General features: G+C 41.6%; 19 protein-coding genes. 18 read left to right on the top strand and 1 reads right to left on the bottom strand.

The annotated features are described in order from the left end of the window. Nucleotides 1–7 precede the first annotated feature (7 nt). Nucleotides 8–1,114 carry a glycosyltransferase family 9 protein gene (locus FHG64_RS09390; protein ID WP_139066158.1) on the top strand — a complete coding sequence of 369 codons (1,107 nt, stop codon included), beginning with the start codon at nucleotides 8–10 and terminating at the stop codon, nucleotides 1,112–1,114. A 76-nt stretch (nucleotides 1,115–1,190) separates the two neighbouring features. Here the strand turns inward: FHG64_RS09390 and FHG64_RS09385 are convergent, their stop codons facing one another. Next, nucleotides 1,191–2,237 carry a ferredoxin--NADP reductase gene (locus FHG64_RS09385; RefSeq protein ID WP_139066157.1) on the bottom strand — a complete coding sequence of 349 codons (1,047 nt, stop codon included), beginning with the start codon at nucleotides 2,235–2,237 and terminating at the stop codon, nucleotides 1,191–1,193. A gap of 95 nt (nucleotides 2,238–2,332) precedes the next feature. On the opposite strand from FHG64_RS09385, the gene FHG64_RS09380 reads away from it, so the two are divergent. From FHG64_RS09380 to FHG64_RS09300, 17 genes are all read left to right on the top strand, one after another. Next, nucleotides 2,333–3,817: a DUF5687 family protein gene (locus FHG64_RS09380; RefSeq protein ID WP_139066156.1), complete on the top strand. Its 1,485-nt coding sequence runs from the start codon at nucleotides 2,333–2,335 to the stop codon at nucleotides 3,815–3,817. Nucleotides 3,818–3,831: 14 nt separating this feature from the next. Then, nucleotides 3,832–4,560 carry an ABC transporter ATP-binding protein gene (locus tag FHG64_RS09375; protein WP_139066155.1) on the top strand — a complete coding sequence of 243 codons (729 nt, stop codon included), beginning with the start codon at nucleotides 3,832–3,834 and terminating at the stop codon, nucleotides 4,558–4,560. 94 nt (nucleotides 4,561–4,654) lie between these two features. Further along, complete coding sequence (porW, locus tag FHG64_RS09370) at nucleotides 4,655–7,198, top strand: type IX secretion system periplasmic lipoprotein PorW/SprE (RefSeq protein WP_139066154.1); 2,544 nt, start codon at nucleotides 4,655–4,657, stop codon at nucleotides 7,196–7,198. A 37-nt stretch (nucleotides 7,199–7,235) separates the two neighbouring features. Continuing rightward, nucleotides 7,236–7,643 (top strand): bactofilin family protein, encoded by a 408-nt coding sequence (locus tag FHG64_RS09365; RefSeq protein ID WP_139066153.1) that lies wholly within the window; start codon nucleotides 7,236–7,238, stop codon nucleotides 7,641–7,643. Then, nucleotides 7,612–7,839 carry an AtpZ/AtpI family protein gene (locus tag FHG64_RS09360; RefSeq protein ID WP_139066152.1) on the top strand — a complete coding sequence of 76 codons (228 nt, stop codon included), beginning with the start codon at nucleotides 7,612–7,614 and terminating at the stop codon, nucleotides 7,837–7,839. The genes FHG64_RS09365 and FHG64_RS09360 overlap by 32 nt, the downstream gene beginning before the upstream one ends. An 8-nt stretch (nucleotides 7,840–7,847) precedes the next feature. After that, nucleotides 7,848–8,234 (top strand): hypothetical protein, encoded by a 387-nt coding sequence (locus FHG64_RS09355; protein WP_168191344.1) that lies wholly within the window; start codon nucleotides 7,848–7,850, stop codon nucleotides 8,232–8,234. A 134-nt stretch (nucleotides 8,235–8,368) separates the two neighbouring features. Further along, nucleotides 8,369–9,454, top strand: coding sequence for a F0F1 ATP synthase subunit A (gene atpB, locus FHG64_RS09350; RefSeq protein WP_139066150.1), 1,086 nt, complete (start codon nucleotides 8,369–8,371; stop codon nucleotides 9,452–9,454). Between the two features lie 23 nt (nucleotides 9,455–9,477). Then, nucleotides 9,478–9,708 (top strand): ATP synthase F0 subunit C, encoded by a 231-nt coding sequence (gene atpE / locus FHG64_RS09345; protein ID WP_006989078.1) that lies wholly within the window; start codon nucleotides 9,478–9,480, stop codon nucleotides 9,706–9,708. A gap of 90 nt (nucleotides 9,709–9,798) precedes the next feature. Then, entirely contained in the window at nucleotides 9,799–10,293 is a 495-nt protein-coding gene (locus FHG64_RS09340; RefSeq protein WP_139066149.1) for a F0F1 ATP synthase subunit B, read from the top strand. A gap of 4 nt (nucleotides 10,294–10,297) precedes the next feature. Then, nucleotides 10,298–10,852: an ATP synthase F1 subunit delta gene (atpH, locus tag FHG64_RS09335; RefSeq protein WP_139066148.1), complete on the top strand. Its 555-nt coding sequence runs from the start codon at nucleotides 10,298–10,300 to the stop codon at nucleotides 10,850–10,852. Nucleotides 10,853–10,897: 45 nt separating this feature from the next. Next, on the top strand, nucleotides 10,898–12,478 hold the full coding sequence (gene atpA, locus FHG64_RS09330) for a F0F1 ATP synthase subunit alpha (protein WP_139066147.1): 1,581 nt from the start codon (nucleotides 10,898–10,900) through the stop codon (nucleotides 12,476–12,478). A gap of 116 nt (nucleotides 12,479–12,594) precedes the next feature. Next, on the top strand, nucleotides 12,595–13,455 hold the full coding sequence (gene atpG, locus FHG64_RS09325) for an ATP synthase F1 subunit gamma (RefSeq protein WP_139066146.1): 861 nt from the start codon (nucleotides 12,595–12,597) through the stop codon (nucleotides 13,453–13,455). 164 nt (nucleotides 13,456–13,619) lie between these two features. Then, entirely contained in the window at nucleotides 13,620–14,060 is a 441-nt protein-coding gene (locus FHG64_RS09320; RefSeq protein WP_139066145.1) for a hypothetical protein, read from the top strand. Nucleotides 14,061–14,144: 84 nt separating this feature from the next. After that, entirely contained in the window at nucleotides 14,145–15,584 is a 1,440-nt protein-coding gene (locus tag FHG64_RS09315) for an oligosaccharide flippase family protein (RefSeq protein ID WP_139066144.1), read from the top strand. An 11-nt stretch (nucleotides 15,585–15,595) separates the two neighbouring features. Further along, complete coding sequence (locus FHG64_RS09310) at nucleotides 15,596–16,240, top strand: plasmid pRiA4b ORF-3 family protein (RefSeq protein ID WP_139066143.1); 645 nt, start codon at nucleotides 15,596–15,598, stop codon at nucleotides 16,238–16,240. 91 nt (nucleotides 16,241–16,331) lie between these two features. Then, nucleotides 16,332–16,766, top strand: coding sequence for a dUTP diphosphatase (gene dut / locus FHG64_RS09305; RefSeq protein ID WP_139066142.1), 435 nt, complete (start codon nucleotides 16,332–16,334; stop codon nucleotides 16,764–16,766). A gap of 72 nt (nucleotides 16,767–16,838) precedes the next feature. Continuing rightward, on the top strand, nucleotides 16,839–17,849 hold the full coding sequence (locus FHG64_RS09300; protein WP_139066141.1) for a sugar phosphate nucleotidyltransferase: 1,011 nt from the start codon (nucleotides 16,839–16,841) through the stop codon (nucleotides 17,847–17,849). The last annotated feature ends 7 nt before the right edge of the window (nucleotides 17,850–17,856 follow it).

Here is a 17,856-nt window from a genome sequence, read left to right as displayed (position 1 = left end):
TTTTGAAATGAGCGGCAATCGATCTACCGGCGGTGCTTCCCGAAATTCTCCCAGCAATTCCCGGGATAAAAAGGAGCACATCCTGGTAATTCGCCTCTCGGCCATGGGAGATGTGGCAATGCTGGTGCCTGTGCTAAGGGTAGTCACAGCCACATATCCGCATTTAAAGATCACAGTCCTTACCCGGAAGTTTTTTGCACCTCTCTTCAAAGGGATCCCCAACGTTGAGGTTTATGATGCCGATGTCACCGGAGTTCACGCCGGGGTCATAGGCCTTGGTAAACTTGCCCAGGAATTAAGGGATCTGGAAATAACAGCGGTGGCAGATATGCACGATGTGCTGCGAAGCAATATCCTTAAAACCGTATTTTGTTTTTACGGTCTTACTGTAAAGCAAATCAACAAGGGAAGGACAGAGAAAAAGGAACTTACAGCATTTAATAATAAGGTTTTTAAACAACTTAGGTCTACACATCAAAGGTATGCCGATGTTTTCTCTCACCTTAGATACCCTATAAACCTGGAGGACCATTCCTATCCTGAAAAGCAAAAGTTATCACCCAACACCCGGGAGATCACCGGCAAAGACTTAAAAAAATGGGTGGGCATTGCACCTTATGCCCAGCATGATTCAAAAGTGTATCCTGAGGATCTTTTGATGCAGGTGCTGGAAGACCTTGAGAAGGATCCAAATATGAAGATATTTCTTTTTGGCGGAGGGAAAGCCGAGAAGCAGAAGCTGGACCAAATAGCGGGGAATTACAAAAACACGATCTCTCTGGCCGGCAGGCTTACTTTTGAAGAAGAGCTGGCTTTAATTTCCAATCTGGATATAATGCTTTCAATGGACAGTGGCAATGCGCATCTTGCAGCCATGTACGGGATCCCGGTGGTTTCGCTGTGGGGAGTGACACATCCATTTGCCGGTTTTAAACCATTTGGGCAGCCTATGGAAAATAGTCTTTTTCCAGACCTACATAAATATCCTGCGATTCCCACCTCGATTTATGGTAATAAGGTGCCTGTTGGTTATGAGGAGGTGATGAGGACCATCGCGCCCCAAAAGGTTGTGGAGAAGATTAAAAATCCACTTCTGCCTGTTGGTAAGACATAAAAAAGAGATCACGTAGACCTCTTTTATATATTACAATTTCCCTTTTTTCAAACTGCAGGGTGCATTGAAAATGCCCCTAAACATCATCATAATCTACCTTTAGGGTAGGCGTAAGAGCCTGCGCCTGGCACGTAAGAATAAGCCCTTCAGCTATCTCACTGTCAGTAAGGATCTGGTTTTTGCGCATCTCAGCTTTACCTTCGGTAATCCTGGCTATACAACTGCTGCAAATACCTCCCTGGCAGGAATAAGGGACATCCAGATCGTGCTCCAAAGCTGCATCAAGAACGGTTTCCTTACTGTCCATTGTAAAGGTGGTTTCCTCATCATCTACCGTGATGGTTAACTCTACCTGGCCTTCCACACCAGTCTCTACCGCTCCCGTACCTTCAGTAGTAAATAATTCAAAAAGAATATTTTCCTCTTTAATCCCATTCTCTAAAAGTATGGTCTTCACATTTGTGATCATCTCCTCCGGGCCACAAAGGTAAAAGGTCTCTATGGAAGAGTCCTTGAACTTATTTTTTAGCACGTAATTAACGGTACTGGTCTCAATACGTCCAAATTGTGCATTTTCTTCCCGTGTACGGCTGTAAATGAATTCAATAAAAAGCCTCTCCGGAAATTTTGCCTGCAGTTCGAGCAGTTCCTTATAAAAAATCGTATTCTCTGTTGATTTATTCCCGTATACAAGAATAAAATTGCTCCCCGGTTCGCGGTTGAGCACTGTTTTTATAATGGATAATACAGGTGTGATCCCGCTTCCGGCCGCAAAAGCAGCATATGTATTTGACCTGCTGGCAGGTTCAAAGATAAATTTCCCCTCTGGTGGATGAACTTCAAGGATGTCCCCTGCCTTTAGAATATTATTGGCAAGCACAGAGAACTTTCCACCTTCAACTTCCTTAACGGTGACTTTGAATTCCCCGGTTCCAGGTGCCGAACATAAGGAATAGGCCCTTCTTATTTCTTTTCCTTCCAGGTTTGTCCTGAGGGTAATGTATTGTCCCGCTTTATAATTAAAAACCTCTTCAAGATCTACAGGGATCTCGAAAGATAAACTTACGGCTTCGGTGGTTTCCCGTATAACTTCTTTTATCTTTAAAGGATAAAATTGACTCATATTCTAATCTTTGAGGCAAAAATACAAAGTCTGGAGTTTTTTAAATGTAACAATTTGGTAAATTTCCACACTACTAAAGAAAGAAGCACAGGATTATGTACAAGAGGTTAGTCTTACTGGAGTGGAAAGCCTTTTTTAGATCGGCCAGTGTTGGCAAGAGCATCGGGCTTAAGATACTCATGGTTTTCCTGGCATTGTATTTTGCCACCCTTTTTCTATTTACAGGGATTGGCCTGTATCCCCTCATCCAGAAATATTTCCCGGGAGAAGATCCCATAACAGTGGCAAATCGTTTTGTCCTGCTTTGGTTACTCGCAGAGCTTTCTATAAGATTCTTTTTACAAACCCTGCCCATACTGGATATTAAACCCCTGTTGGTACTTCCTGTACTTAAACGGAAGGTTGTGAATTTTGTACTTATAAAATCCTTTTTTTCTTTCTTTAACTTTCTTCCGCTTTTGGTGATCATTCCTTTTGGACTATTTAATATCTATAAGGATGAATACAATGCAACGGCGGTAATTTCCTGGATGATTGCCCTGTGGGGATTATCCCTGGCTGTTAATTTCACCAATTTTATTATTAAGAAGAAATTTACTGAAAACCTAAAGGCCCTTCTTCCTGTAGCATTGGGGATCGCGGCTTTAGGTGTACTGGATTATTTGGGCATTTTGGATATTTCTGGCAGCTTTGGCAGCTTGCTTGATCAAATCCTTATTTATAACTGGGCCGCCGTGATCCCAATCCTTATGGTAGCTGCTCTTTACATCTGGAATCGTATCAACCTTGAAAGGAAGTTTTTCCTTGATGCACATTTGAAGGAAAGGACCAGCAATGCCAATACCCGGGAATTTACGTGGACGAGGCGGTTTGGCGATATTGCTCCTTACCTGCAACAGGATCTTAAGATGATATGGAGGAACAAAAGGCCAAAAACAACTATATACATGTCACTTTTGCTTCTTGGGTATGGAATGTTCATATATCCCCAGGATATCTATTTGGATATGCCTGCCTTTTATGTTTTTGTAGGCATCTTTATCACGGGCATATTTATGATAAATTTTGGCCAGTTCATCCCGGCCTGGGACGCCTCTCATTATCCCCTTATTATGGCCCAGAATATCCCGGTTAAAAAATATCTTGAGGCAAAAGCCGGGCTCATCACGTTTAGCGTGGTAGTTCTTGCAATACTTGCCACCCCTTATATTTATTATGGATGGCGTATATTTTTCCTGAATTTGGTATGTGCCGTATATAATATCGGCGTAAATATCCCCATTTTGCTCTACGCAGGTTCGTTTAACAGGAAGCGTATAGACCTGGATAAAAGCCCATTTATGAATTACCAGGGAATGGGTGCGGCCCAGTGGTTGGTTGGCCTGCCGCTCCTTATATTGCCGGTCCTCCTTTTCTGGATCTTTTACAAGTTTATATCCTTTGAGTGTGGCGTCGCCGTGTTATTGGGATTAGGGTTACTGGGGTTGATCTTAAGGAATCGCATTTTGGAATTTATAGCACAAGTATATAGAAGAAAAAAATACGCTATGATAGAGGGATTCAAGCAAACAGGAGAATAATAAAAAGCACAGGTATGATCACAGCAAGCAATCTAACAAAAGTATATAACGGGGTTACAGTTCTTAGTTTAGAGCACCTGGAAATTCCTGCAGGACAAAGTTTTGGACTTGTAGGAAATAACGGTGCGGGAAAGACCACTTTTTTTAGTCTTTTACTCGATCTTATACAGCCTACCACAGGGAGTATCTTCAACAATGATATTACGGTAAACCAAAGTGAGGAATGGAAATCATATACCTCCTCTTTCATCGATGAAAGCTTTCTCATAGGATATCTTACCCCCGAGGAATACTTTTATTTTATTGGAGATCTACGCAAGCAGAACAAAGCCGATGTTGACTCCCTGCTTACGGGTTTTGAGGATTTTTTCAACGGGGAGATCATTGGTCGTAAAAAGTACTTGCGGGACCTTTCCAAGGGAAATCAAAAAAAAGTAGGCATAGTTGCCGCTCTCATTGGAGATCCAAAAGTTGTTATCCTGGATGAACCCTTTGCAAACCTTGACCCCACAACACAAATAAGGTTGAAAAAATTAATTAAGGACCTTGCAATGGAAAGGGATACCACCTTTCTTATCTCCAGCCATGATCTTATTCATATCACTGAAGTCTGTGAACGAATCGTGGTGCTGGATAGGGGTGAGCTGGTAAAAGACATCCATACCTCCAAAGCGACCCTTAGCGAGCTGGAGAGCTTCTTTTCAGGGGAACAACACCTGGAAGCCCAGAATAATTTTTCGTAAAATTCCCCCAATGCCGGTTTATAAAAAGAAATGTACTTTAGCATACTAAATACAGGACATTTAAGTTATATATTTTATCCGGAACTTATTGATTTTGAATAAAAATACCATTGGGATCCTATGCGTTCTTTTGATGATAGCCATTTCGGGATGCTCCCGTAAAAAGGATAAATTCATCAACAGGAACTGGCACGCGGTTACTACTGAATATAATACCCTTTACAACGGGAATCTTGCCCTGGAAATGGGCAGGGAACAAATAGCCACTTCTTACAGGGAGAACTTCTGGCAGCTTTTGCCGGTTGAAAGAATGCAAATTTCTGAAGAGATACGAGTGCCGGGAGCTGAAAGAAATGAGAATTTCCAGATCGCTGAGGAGAAGGCGACTAAAGCTATCCAGAGACATTCCATGCTCATACAGGGGAAGGAACGAAATCCTCAAATAGATGAGGCATACCTTTTACTTGGAAAAGCCAGGTATTATGATGAACGTTTTATTCCAGCCCTGGAAGCTTTCAATTATATCCTTCACAAGTACCCTGCAAGTAACACAATAAGCCATGCTCAAATTTGGCGGGAAAAGACCAACATGCGGTTGGAGAATGATAAACTTGCCATTAAAAATCTTAAGCGTCTTATAGAATCTGGCCGGCTGGAAAAGCAGGACAGGGCAGATGCGCACGCTGTTCTTGCCCAGGCCTATATCAACACAGGCTCTATAGACAGTGCAGTAGCGCCTATAAGAACTGCCGCTGTCCACACCACGAAAAATAAGGAGAAGGCGAGGTATCATTATATTGAGGGCCAGCTGTACAACAGGCTTCAAAAGAGGGACAGTGCCAATATGGCTTTTGAAAAGGTGATAGATCTAAACAGGAAGATCCCAAGGGAATTCCTCGTAAATGCAAGGCTGGAAAAAATGCGCAATTTTGATTTCAGCACCGGCAACAGGCATGAATTCCTTTCAAGGCTTCAGGAAATGGAGGAGGACAGGGAAAACCGCCCTTTCCTTGACAAGATATATTTTCAAATTGCTGAATATTACAGCTTCTTAGACTCTTCTGCTGTGGCTATTGATTATTACAATAGATCATTAAGAACCCCCTCGGGTGACAGGTTTTTACAATCTGTAAATTATGAGACTTTGGGGAATATATATTTCGACAGGTCGCAGTATCGTACAGCGGGGGCTTATTTTGATAGCACCCTTACCAGGATCCCCAACACTACGAGGGATTATTTTGTGGTAAAGAGAAAAAGGGACAATTTGCAGGAAGTCATTATGTATGAGGAGATGGTGGAAAAGAATGACAGCATCCTCGACCTGGTAGCTATGAGTGACGCACGCCGGGAGGATTATTTTATTAAATACACCAATGAGCTTAAGGAGCAGGCAATAGAAGAGGCGCGCAGTGGGTTTCTGGCAGAGTCACCTGCAGTGGTACAGGGTCCTCCAATAAGAAGCCCGGGTGGTCCCCCGGGACTGGGAGCTCCCAATACGATCTCAAATTTTTATTTCTACAATCCTGCAAGGGTAAATACAGGAATGCAGGAATTTCTACGACAGTGGGGTGCCCGTGAACTTAAAGATAACTGGAGAACAGACCCCGGGAATATTGCAACAGGAGGGGAACGGCAACTGGATGAGGTTTCAGAATTGATCATTGCCAATAATCCAAAATTCAATCCCGCAACTTATATTGAAAGAATCCCAAGTGATTCCCGAATTATTGACAGCCTTCAGTCACAGCGTAATAACGCCTACTACAGGCTGGGCCTTATTTATAAAGAGAAATTTTCTGAAAATCAACTGGCGAAAGAAAGGTTGCTCTCGCTTATGGATTTCACTACTGAAGAGAGGTTAATTTTACCAGCCTCATATTATCTCTACCAAATTTACCTCGAAGAAGGAAATGCTGCTGAAGCTGAACGTTATAGGAACAAGGTGCTTCGGGAATATCCTGAATCGAGGTATGCCTCCAGGATCCTAAACCCCGGCTCTTCCTTAGAGATGGAAGATTCAGTTGAAGTGAAATATAAAGAAATGTATGCTCTTTTTGAGGAAGGGGAATTTGAAAAGGCCATTACATTAGGGGAACAATACCGCAAGGATTTTAATGACCACGAACTATTGCCAAAGATTGAACTTTTACATGCTACTGCGACAGGAAGGTTATATGGCTTCCTAGCCTATAGGGAAGCTTTAAGGCAGGTTTCGGTGAACCATCCGCAAACACAGGAAGGACTCAAAGCGCGCGAACTGCTGGATAATGCACTGCCAAAAATGGCAAAAAGTGAATTTAGCGATTCACCCGGCAAAGTGAAAATGCTTTATACTTTTCCTGTACTTCAAAAAGAGGAGGCGTTAGACCTGCAACAGAGGATAGATGCTGCTTTGGAGGAACTGCAATATAAAAATTACACCACATCCTTAGATGTTTATAATGTGGACACTATATTTGTAGTGGTTCATGGCTTTGAGAATATGGAACGTGCCGGCGGTTTTGAGGAGCTGTTGCGTGTTAATAAGGATTACGCTATTCAAAGAGAGCCGGTGATCATCTCCTCAGAAAATTATCATGTAGTACAATTGCATAAAAATCTTGATGCCTATTTGAACCGCAAAACAACCCCCTAACCCCAAATTTTTTACCCCAACCCCAAACCCCACTCTCATGTTTAAAAAAAACTCCCCCAACCCAAATCCTGAAGCCAGTAAAGAACAAAGCAGGATAGCAGCAGGAACTCTCATCACCGGCGATATTGAAGCCAAAGGAGGTTTTCGTATCGAAGGGACTATTAAAGGCAATGTTACTACCTCCGGAAAAGTGGTCATAAGCAAGGGCGGATACATTGAAGGAAACCTTACTTGCCATAATGCCGATTTTGAAGGAAAATTTAAAGGGAAACTGGTGGTGCAGGACACCCTCACCCTGCGTTCAACTGCGGTAATTGAGGGAGAGGTGGTCTCAGGAAAATTATCTGTAGAACCAGGTGCAACTTTCAATGCCACCTGTGAAATGAAAGGAAATATAAAAACCCTCTCCAAAGATGGTCAAAAACAAAAGGAACGCTCCGCATGATAAATACCTGGAGTTCGTAAACATTGCGATCCAGATGGGAATTATCATTGCTGCCGGCGTTTTCCTTGGCATTTGGCTGGATAAGGAGTATCCAAATGAATACTCTGCATTTACAATTGGGATCTCTCTCCTGGGTGTTTTCATAGCACTCTATCAGGTCATAAGAAAAGTGATCCAAATGAGTAAAGACGAATAATTTTAAATATGAAAAACCAACTCTTGAAGTTCCTGGCAGTGCTCCTGCCGCTTACCCTGTTTCTTTTTATTGCTCAATATCTTCTCATAAATTTCGCTCTGGAAGAATATGATTTTTTCTATCCTACCTATGCGATCTATTTATTTCATTTTTTTGCGACCTTTCTCATTTATTTGATATTGGTATTGATCTATCATAATTTCAGGGATAAAACAGGCTTTGCCTTTATGGGAGCCAGTTTTCTTAAAATGCTTGCGGCCATAATCTTTCTTCTTCCAATGTTGTTAAACCACACCGGTAATGCATTTGGAGATTTACTCAGTTTTTTTGTTCCCTACTTCCTCTACCTGGTTTTTGAAACTTTTTATGCAGTGAGGCTAATAAATGCGAAATAAGGAATTGGCACTCAATAAGCTTCATAAAAATTGCAAAAGAGGCAAAAAAAATAATCGGGGGCTTTTAGATAAGAATTAAAAGCATACCTTTGCACGGAAATTTTGAGCCCACAATTATTAAGTTTAACAGGACTATGACAGCACAAAAATCTTTGAAGATTATAGTGACATTTGCACTGGCTATTCTTCCTTTTCTTTCCTTTTCACAGGAAGAAGGCAGCGCTGTAAAGGAAGCTTCAGAAAAATTTAATGCTACAGATATGATCATGCACCACATTGGTGATGCTCACGAATGGCACTTTTTTGGGGAAGGAGATCATTCCTATACCTTACCCCTTCCTGTTATTTTATATACAGATAATGGATTTGTGACATTTATGTCCAGCAATTTTAACCACGATCTTGAAGGGCAGGTAATTGTGGAAAAAAATGGAATGAGTTTCGTGAACTATCATGAAAAGATCTACCGCCTTGAGGATGGGGAAACAGCTTTGGAATTTGGAGAGGATGGGTATCCTGTCAATGCCGGCAAGCCTTGGGATTTCTCGATAACAAAGAATGTGGCTGCAATGTTCATTACTGTGATCCTGATGCTCTGGTTCTTCTTTTCACTGGCCAACTACCACAAAAAGAATAAGCAGGCGCCTAAGGGCTTTAATAACGTTTTAGAGAGTCTTGTGTTATTTGTTCGTGACGATATTGCTATCCCTCAAATTGGTGAGAAAAAATATATGAAGTTTATGCCGTTCCTTTTAACTGTGTTCTTCTTCATTTGGATCACCAATCTGCTTGGATTGCTACCCGGGGCAGCAAACGTAACCGGAAATATCGCCGTTACTGTTTCTCTTGGTTTATTCACTCTTGCTTTGATATTTATCAATGGGAACAAGGACTACTGGAAACACGTTTTCTGGATGCCAGGTATTCCAACATTCGTGAAACCTATTCTTGCTGTGGTGGAAGTGATGGGGTTGTTCATTAAACCTATCGCTCTTATGATTCGTCTTTTTGCCAACATTACGGCAGGACATATTATCATCTTAAGCTTACTTGCTTTAATATTCATTTTGGAAAGTGCCGGAGTTGCCGGGATCTCGGTTCCTTTTGCACTATTTATAACAGTACTGGAATTGCTGGTTGCATTCCTACAAGCGTTTATTTTTACAATGCTGTCTGCCCTGTTCATCGGGATGGCGGTTGAGGAACATGAACATCATTAATTTTAATTTTTAATTTAATTACTATGGAGTATTTACACATTGGACTTGCCGCATTAGGAGCTGGTCTTGCAGTTATTGGAGCTGCTATTGGTGTTGGTAGAATTGGTGGATCTGCAATGGATGCCATCGCTCGCCAGCCAGAAGCTTCTGGAAAGATCCAGACTGCTATGATTATTGCTGCGGCTCTTGTAGAGGGTGTTGCCCTTTTTGGAGTTGTTGCTGCATTACTAGGGGTACTTACTGTACCTGCTTAGTCCTTAAGTTTAAGAACCGGTTCCCAACGGTTGGTTGGGAACTGGTTTTAATTAATGTTATTGATTAAAAATTTATATATATAATTAATTATGGATTTAATAACTCCTGAGGTTGGCTTATTTTTTTGGCAAACCGTAGTTTTTCTGGTTCTTATCTTTATAATGGCAAAATTTGCCTGGAAGCCTATTCTTGGTGCTGTTAAGGAGAGGGAAGATTCTATTAACAACGCACTGGCATCTGCTGAAGAGGCCAGGAAGGAAATGCAGAATTTGCAGGCAGACAATGAGAAGCTATTGCAGGAAGCACGTGTTGAGCGTGATGCGATCCTTAAAGAAGCCAGGGAGATCAAGGAAAAGGTGATCAACGATGCTGCGACTGAAGCACAACTTAAAGCCAATAAGATCGTAGCCCAGGCACAGGTGACCATTGAGAATGAAAAGAATGCTGCTATGGCAGAGATCAAGAACCAGGTTGCAACCCTGTCTCTTCAAATCGCTGAAAAAGTAGTACGGGAAGAATTATCCAGTAAGGAGAAGCAGCACAAGCTGGTTGAGACTATGCTGGAAGATGTTACCTTAAACTAAAATAATGAAAGGGACCAGAGCAGCACAAAGATACGCAAGGGCAATATTAGACCTTGCAAAGGAACAAAATGCCTCTGAAGCAGTGTATGGTGATATGGAAACTATTTCCAAAACCATTACCGCAAGTAACGAGCTACAGGATGTTCTTTCCAGCCCGGTGGTAAAATCCAGTCTTGTGAAAAATGCATTGACAGAGATCTTCAAGAATTCCCACGCGGTTACCCTTGGAGCTTTTGATATCCTGTTAGAGAACAACCGTATCTCGATTTTAAAGCACGTGGCTCAAAAATATATGCTCTTGTATAATGAGCTTAATAATATACAAATTGCTACTGTGACCACTGCTATTCCTCTTGATGCTTCCCTGGAAGAAAAGATACAGGCTAAGATCAAGGAGATCACCGGTAACAGTGCAACTATAAAGAATGTTGTTGATCCCTCTATTATTGGAGGTTTTATCCTTAGAATTGGAGACCTGCAATATAATGCAAGCGTTGCGAGGAATTTCAGCAACCTGAAGAGAGAGTTCAAAAACAACACATATACATCACAAATTTAATTAAAACAGGTACGCTTTAGACGTGCCAATTTTATTCCAAATATTATGGCCGAAGTAAATCCTGCTGAAGTTTCAGCAATATTAAAAAAACAACTTTCAGGTTTTGAAGCAAAGGCTTCTCTTGATGAGGTGGGTACAGTACTTACCGTGGGAGATGGTATTGCACGTATTTACGGTTTGGGTAATGCCCAGTATGGTGAATTGGTGGAATTTGAAAGCGGACTTGAAGGAATTGTATTAAACCTGGAGGAAGATAATGTAGGGGTAGTGCTTTTAGGACCATCAAAAGATATCAAAGAAGGGTCTGTTGCAAAAAGAACCGAGCGCATTGCTTCTATTAGGGTAGGTGAAGGTATTACCGGAAGGGTAATCGATACCCTTGGAAATCCAATCGATGGTAAGGGACCTATCCAGGGAGAGACTTTTGAAATGCCACTGGAGCGTAAAGCACCGGGAGTAATTTACAGGGAGCCTGTAACAGAGCCACTTCAAACAGGGATCAAGGCTATTGATGCAATGGTACCAGTAGGAAGAGGACAAAGGGAATTGGTAATTGGTGACCGCCAAACGGGTAAGACCGCGGTGTGTATTGATACTATCCTTAACCAAAAGGAATTTTACGATGCAGGTGAGCCTGTATTTTGTATATATGTTGCTATAGGACAAAAAGCTTCTACCGTTGCAGGGATTGCAAAGGTTCTTGAAGACAAGGGAGCTCTTGCCTATACAACGATAGTGGCCGCAAACGCATCAGATCCTGCTCCTATGCAGGTATATGCTCCGTTTGCAGGTGCTGCAATTGGGGAATATTTCAGGGATACTGGACGTCCTGCACTTATCGTGTATGATGACCTTTCAAAACAAGCGGTAGCTTACCGTGAGGTATCTCTTTTATTACGTCGCCCACCGGGACGTGAAGCGTACCCTGGAGACGTTTTCTTCCTTCACTCAAGGTTACTGGAGCGTGCTGCAAAAGTGATCAACGATGATAAGATCGCGAGTGAAATGAATGACCTGCCAGATTCTATTAAGCATCTTGTAAAAGGTGGTGGATCGTTAACTGCACTTCCTCTTATTGAGACTCAGGCGGGAGACGTTTCTGCATATATCCCAACCAACGTAATTTCGATTACAGACGGGCAGATATTCTTAACCTCAGATCTTTTCAACTCGGGGGTTCGTCCTGCGATCGATGTGGGTATCTCTGTATCACGTGTGGGTGGTAGTGCACAGATCAAGTCTATGAAAAAAGTTGCCGGTACCCTTAAACTGGACCAGGCGCAGTACCGTGAACTTGAAGCATTCGCCAAGTTTGGGTCAGACCTTGATGCTGCCACAATGAGCGTTATTGAGAAAGGTAAGAGAAACGTGGAGATCCTAAAGCAGGCAGAAAATGATCCATTCCCGGTTGAAGAGCAGGTAGCGATCATCTTTGCAGGTTCCAAGAACCTTCTAAGAGCGGTTCCTGTAGAAAGGGTTAAAGAATTTGAGAAAGAATATCTTGAGTTCCTTAATATGAAACACCGTGATGTCCTTGATGGCCTAAAAGCCGGAAAGCTTACAGACGAGATCACAGATACGCTTACGAATGTAGCGAAGGAACTTTCAGCAAAGTATAAGAAGTAGTATTGAGTATAGAGAATTGAGTAATGAGATACTCCTTTTCTGTTTCAAAGTTGAATTATAAGTATTGAGATTTAGATCTAATATCTAATATCTCAATACTCAATACTAAAATAAAAATGGCAAACTTAAAAGAATTACGCAGCAGGATTACATCGGTATCATCTACGATGCAAATCACCAGCGCCATGAAAATGGTATCTGCCGCTAAGTTGAGCAAGGCACAGGATGCGATTACTGCAATGCGGCCTTATTCTGAAAAGTTGACAGAGTTATTGCAAAGCCTTAGCGCGACCATGGAAGAGGATGCAGGGAGCAAGTATTCTGAAAAAAGGGAGGTGAAGAAAGTGTTGATCGTTGCGATCTCCTCCAACAGGGGGCTTGCAGGGGCGTTCAATACTAATATCGTTAAAGGGGTGAGGGAACTTGCTTCTACTACCTATGCAGGGAAGGATGTGGAACTTCTTACCCTGGGTAAAAAGGCAAATGATGTATTGAAAAAGACTTTCACTATCTCAAAGACCAACAGTGCGATATATGATAACCTGGACTATGAGCATGTGGCTGAAATTGCTGAGGAGCTTATGGAATTGTTCGTAGATGAGAAATTTGATGAGATCGCTATCATATATAACCAGTTTAAGAATGCAGCTACTCAAATTGTTACTACAGAGCAATTTTTGCCTATACAGCAATTTAAAACAGATGAGAACGTAACCCTGGATTATATTTTTGAACCTTCCAAAGAGGAGATCGTAAAGGACCTTATTCCAAAATCTTTAAAGATGCAACTTTACAAGGCGATGAGCGATTCCCTTGCGGCAGAGCACGGTGCACGTATGACCGCGATGCACAAGGCCACAGATAATGCTACAGATCTTAGGAACTCTCTTAAGCTGTCCTACAACAAAGCGAGACAGGCATCTATTACCAATGAGATCCTTGAGATTGTTGGTGGTGCCGAGGCTCTTAATAATTAGAAAAATTATTGAACTGCACCACATTTCGGGGCGAAATAATATAAACTTACCCTTTAAAACCCTGTTGTAAAAAGCAGGGTTTTTCTTTTGGCATGCAATTTGTTTTATACCTTTATATCGCAAGGCTGTTTTAGCCTTGAGAGAACCCTCTAAAAGAAGACCACATGAAAAATCTATTACCTTATATCGGTTTGGTATTTACCCTTGTCCTTTTCAGCAGTTGTGCTGGAAATAAAGGATTACAGGAAAAAGCACCCGCGCAGTTTCAACCGGCATATTTCACTACCAATGCTGCTTCAGTCCAGTTATTTATTCCTGTGAGTTCAATTCAGACGGAGAGGGTAGAGCTTAACAGCGTATATTTTAGAGGAAGGAAGGCTCCCCTTGAAGTACATCCCGAAAGGCCTGGAGTTTATATGGCCAATTTTGATACAGGGAAGCGGGATATCATAATGCACGAGGATCCAAAGAAGGAATATGGTAACAAGGTTCCTGAAGTGCATGAAAAACCTCCGTTTGACCTCGATGAGGATGAAGCTTTAATTGTCTTTACAGAGAATAACAGTACAAAGTTCTACAAGATCACCGGTATAGAGCAACGATAGTAGAAACTCCCTTAAAAAAACCTGCACATTACGGTAAGTTTGTCCGGAATTTAGGATATTTAAGCTCTAAACCAAAAAAAGCTTTTGAGTACCCTAAAACGGTTTTTCCAGGATACAATTGTTTATGGATTTGCAACGGTATTGCCGCGGCTCATGAATTTTATCCTGGTGCCGCTCCATACCTTTGCGCTAGGCACCGCCGGATATTCAATCAATACCACCTTCTATGTTTGGGCAGCTTTTTTTAACGTGGTACTTACCTATGGGATGGAAACAGCCTTTTTCAGGTTTTTTAGCCATTCAAAGGAAAAAGCAAAGGTGTTTTCAACAGCTTTTATCAGTTTAACGGTTACTACAATAATCTTTTTCCTGGTGGTTTTTACCTTTAGGGAATGGATCACCGGGCTTGTAGACCTGCAACCGGTGTATTTTAATTACCTCTTAGGTATCCTGGCACTGGATACCCTGGTTGTGGTTCCGTTCGCTTATTTAAGGGCACAGGGGAGGCCTTTGAAATTTGCCACTGTCAAGATCATCAACATTGGCGTGGTAGTATTGCTTAACTTCTATTTCCTATGGTTTGTGGCACAATTTCCAAACCTATCGCCAGAGCTTGTTCTTTCAAACTATACAGAGGCAGATAAAGTAGGATATATTTTCCTTGCAAACCTTGTGGCGAGCGCGGTGACTTTTCTTATCCTTTTACCATATTTTTTCAATACAAAGATCGAATACAGCTATAGCATCTTTAAACAAATGTGGAAATACGGCTGGCCCATAATGGTCGCAGGGCTTGCATTTGTTATAAATGAAAATCTTGATAAACTTCTTCTTAAGGATATGATCTCACCCCAAGTGATGGGGGCATACGCCGGCTGTTACAAACTTGCTGTTTTCATGATGATCTTTATTCAGGCCTTCAAAATGGGAGCAGAGCCTTTTTTCTTTAATCACGCCAAAAAAGAAAATGCGCGCGAGACCTATGCCCTTATCCTACAGTATTTCGTAATTGCAGGAAGCCTCATCCTTGTGGTCCTGGTAGTATATATAGATCTCTTCAAAAAGTTGATCATTCGTGATGAGGATTACTGGATCACCATTTCCATTGTCCCTGTGGTACTGCTCGCCAATCTCTTTTTGGGAATTTACCACAACCTTTCCGTATGGTATAAGCTTACAGATAAGACAAGGATAGGGATGTATATCTCTATTTTTGGAGCAATAGTAACAATAGTATTTAATCTTATATTTATTCCCATTATAGGTTTCATGGCAGCAGCCTGGGCCACCCTCGCGGCTTATGGCAGTATGATGGTAATTTCCTATTTTTTGGGTAGAAAATATTATCCCGTACCTTATAACTTAAAAAAAATTGGATTATACCTGTTGATCTCTATTGTGATCTCTTTTATTTCCTATATTTTCTTCCGGGAAGATTATTTGACAGGAACAGCTTTTGTAATTTTGTTCCTGGCGAGTATAATTTTCCTGGAAAAGAACCAGTTAAGACGTATAATGTCCTAATACCACCCTAAATGAGCAAAGATACAGCTGTGCAAATAAAAATAGTTCTTAAGAACAGCAAACCTCCTATATGGAGAAGGGTTCTGGTAGATAGTGCTATTAGCTTTGAAGAGCTGCATTATACTATACAGCTTAGTATGGGCTGGGGTATTTACCACTTATATGAATTCAAGGTAGATGGATATAAGATTGGGGTGATAGATGAGGAGATGGATGACTATGGCTTTGGAGCTTCAGAAATGATAGATTCTGAAGAGATCATCCTGGACGAAATCATTTCCAAAGGAATTAAAAAATTCACTTATGAATACGATTTTGGTGATTCCTGGGAGCACAGTATAGAAATTGAAAAAACGCTGCCTATGGATCCTGAAAAGTTCTACCCGGTATGCATTAAAGGAAATATGAATTGCCCTCCTGAAGATGTGGGGGGTATCCCCGGCTACCTTTACCTTCTCGAAGTGCTGAAGGATCCAACTCATCCCGAATATGAAGAACTTAAAGAATGGGTTGGAGGAGAATATGATCCCGAGGATTTTGATCTCGATGAGACCAATTTTTTCCTTCGGGAAATAGGGGAGATCATGGATAGCGATGAGGACGATGATCTATTCCCCGGGGATGCAGAGGATGATGATGACGAGGAAGAATTTTAAAGCTCAAAAAGGCTAAGCTTATTTTAATTAGTTATAAAAAATAGATCCTTCAGAGAAAGAAGGAGCAAATCAATAAATATAATTTTCAGAAATGACAATAAAGATCATAAACAGGTCACAGCATAATTTACCGCATTATGAGACCGAAGCTTCAGCAGGAATGGACCTTAGAGCCAATATATCTGAAGTTGTTACGTTAAAACCTTTGGAGCGGGCCATCATTAAGACCGGCCTTTTCATTGAACTGCCGGTAGGCTATGAAGCCCAGGTGCGTCCAAGGAGTGGCCTGGCAGCAAAAAAAGGTATTACGGTGCTAAATGCTCCTGGTACCGTAGATGCCGATTACAGAGGTGAAATAGGAGTGATCCTGGTGAATCTTTCCAATGAGGAATTCAGGATAGAGAACGGTGAACGTATTGCGCAGCTGGTGATCGCTAAACACGAACGCGCACAATGGGAAGAGGTTGAAGTCCTCGAAGAGACCACTCGTGGCGCCGGCGGATTTGGCAGCACTGGAACAGTATAAAAAGAATATTAATTGTAAAGGGAGGATAAAAAAAATAATGAAATTTTTAAATCTCCTGTTTAAATTTAAATAATGAAGATCATAGTACCAATGGCAGGACGTGGATCACGCCTGCGACCACATACACTTACAGTACCAAAACCACTAATTCCTATAGCAGGAAAACCAATTGTACACCGCCTGGTAGAGGATATCGCCCGCGTCCTTGATGAAAAGATCGATGAAGTAGCATTTATCATAGGTGCCGATTTTGGTGAAAAGGTGGAAGCAGACCTTAAGGAAATAGCAGAAGCTATGGGCGCTAAGGCCAGCATCTACTACCAGGATAAACCTCTTGGGACAGGACACGCAATTATGTGTGCAAAGGATTCCCTGGAGGGCCCTGCAGTGATCGCTTATGCAGATACGCTTTTCAAAGCAGACTTCACCCTGAACAAGGATGCCGATGCCGTGATATGGGTAAAACAGGTGGAAAATCCCAGCGCTTATGGAGTGGTAAAACTCAATGAGAAAAGGGAGATCACAGATCTTGTGGAGAAACCAGAAGAGTTTGTATCAGATCTTGCGGTTATAGGAATTTACTATTTCAAAGATGTAGCTGTACTTAAGGGAGAGTTGCAAAATGTACTGGACCAGAATATCATTCGCGGCGGGGAGTACCAAATCAATGATGGTATCGAGGCAATGAAACAAAAAGGCTACACGTTTGTGCCCGGGAAAGTTGATGAATGGATGGACTGCGGGAATAAAGATGTAACCGTGGAAACCAATGGCAGGATGTTGAATTTTCTTCACGGCGATGGCGAAAAACTTATTTCCAACTCGGTTAAGATCACCAATAGTGAGATCACAGAGCCTTGTTTTATTGGCGAGAATGTAGAGCTGGTGAATGCCAAAATTGGACCTAATGTTTCTATTGGTAACGGCTGTATTATAAAAGATTCCGCAATTAAGAACAGTCTTATCCAAGAGTTTGCTGAAGTTCGCAATGCAAAGCTGGACAACGCGATGATTGGTAATTTTGCCAAATTTGACGGGAATTTTACCCAGATTAGTATTGGGGATTATTCTGTTTTGGAATAATTTTAAA

Source organism: Antarcticibacterium flavum (genome assembly GCF_006159205.1).
Classification (GTDB): domain Bacteria; phylum Bacteroidota; class Bacteroidia; order Flavobacteriales; family Flavobacteriaceae; genus Gillisia; species Gillisia flava.
This window is presented reverse-complemented; position numbering and strand designations above follow the sequence as displayed.

Coding starts and splice junctions, on each gene's coding strand:
- FHG64_RS09390 (WP_139066158.1), top strand. CDS start 8: ATGAGCGGCAATCGATCTACCGGCGGTGCTTCCCGAAATTCTCCCAGC.
- FHG64_RS09385 (WP_139066157.1), bottom strand. CDS start 2,237: ATGAGTCAATTTTATCCTTTAAAGATAAAAGAAGTTATACGGGAAACC.
- FHG64_RS09380 (WP_139066156.1), top strand. CDS start 2,333: ATGTACAAGAGGTTAGTCTTACTGGAGTGGAAAGCCTTTTTTAGATCG.
- FHG64_RS09375 (WP_139066155.1), top strand. CDS start 3,832: ATGATCACAGCAAGCAATCTAACAAAAGTATATAACGGGGTTACAGTT.
- FHG64_RS09365 (WP_139066153.1), top strand. CDS start 7,236: ATGTTTAAAAAAAACTCCCCCAACCCAAATCCTGAAGCCAGTAAAGAA.
- FHG64_RS09360 (WP_139066152.1), top strand. CDS start 7,612: ATGGTCAAAAACAAAAGGAACGCTCCGCATGATAAATACCTGGAGTTC.
- FHG64_RS09355 (WP_168191344.1), top strand. CDS start 7,848: ATGAAAAACCAACTCTTGAAGTTCCTGGCAGTGCTCCTGCCGCTTACC.
- atpB (WP_139066150.1), top strand. CDS start 8,369: ATGACAGCACAAAAATCTTTGAAGATTATAGTGACATTTGCACTGGCT.
- atpE (WP_006989078.1), top strand. CDS start 9,478: ATGGAGTATTTACACATTGGACTTGCCGCATTAGGAGCTGGTCTTGCA.
- FHG64_RS09340 (WP_139066149.1), top strand. CDS start 9,799: ATGGATTTAATAACTCCTGAGGTTGGCTTATTTTTTTGGCAAACCGTA.
- atpH (WP_139066148.1), top strand. CDS start 10,298: ATGAAAGGGACCAGAGCAGCACAAAGATACGCAAGGGCAATATTAGAC.
- atpA (WP_139066147.1), top strand. CDS start 10,898: ATGGCCGAAGTAAATCCTGCTGAAGTTTCAGCAATATTAAAAAAACAA.
- atpG (WP_139066146.1), top strand. CDS start 12,595: ATGGCAAACTTAAAAGAATTACGCAGCAGGATTACATCGGTATCATCT.
- FHG64_RS09320 (WP_139066145.1), top strand. CDS start 13,620: ATGAAAAATCTATTACCTTATATCGGTTTGGTATTTACCCTTGTCCTT.
- FHG64_RS09310 (WP_139066143.1), top strand. CDS start 15,596: ATGAGCAAAGATACAGCTGTGCAAATAAAAATAGTTCTTAAGAACAGC.
- dut (WP_139066142.1), top strand. CDS start 16,332: ATGACAATAAAGATCATAAACAGGTCACAGCATAATTTACCGCATTAT.
- FHG64_RS09300 (WP_139066141.1), top strand. CDS start 16,839: ATGAAGATCATAGTACCAATGGCAGGACGTGGATCACGCCTGCGACCA.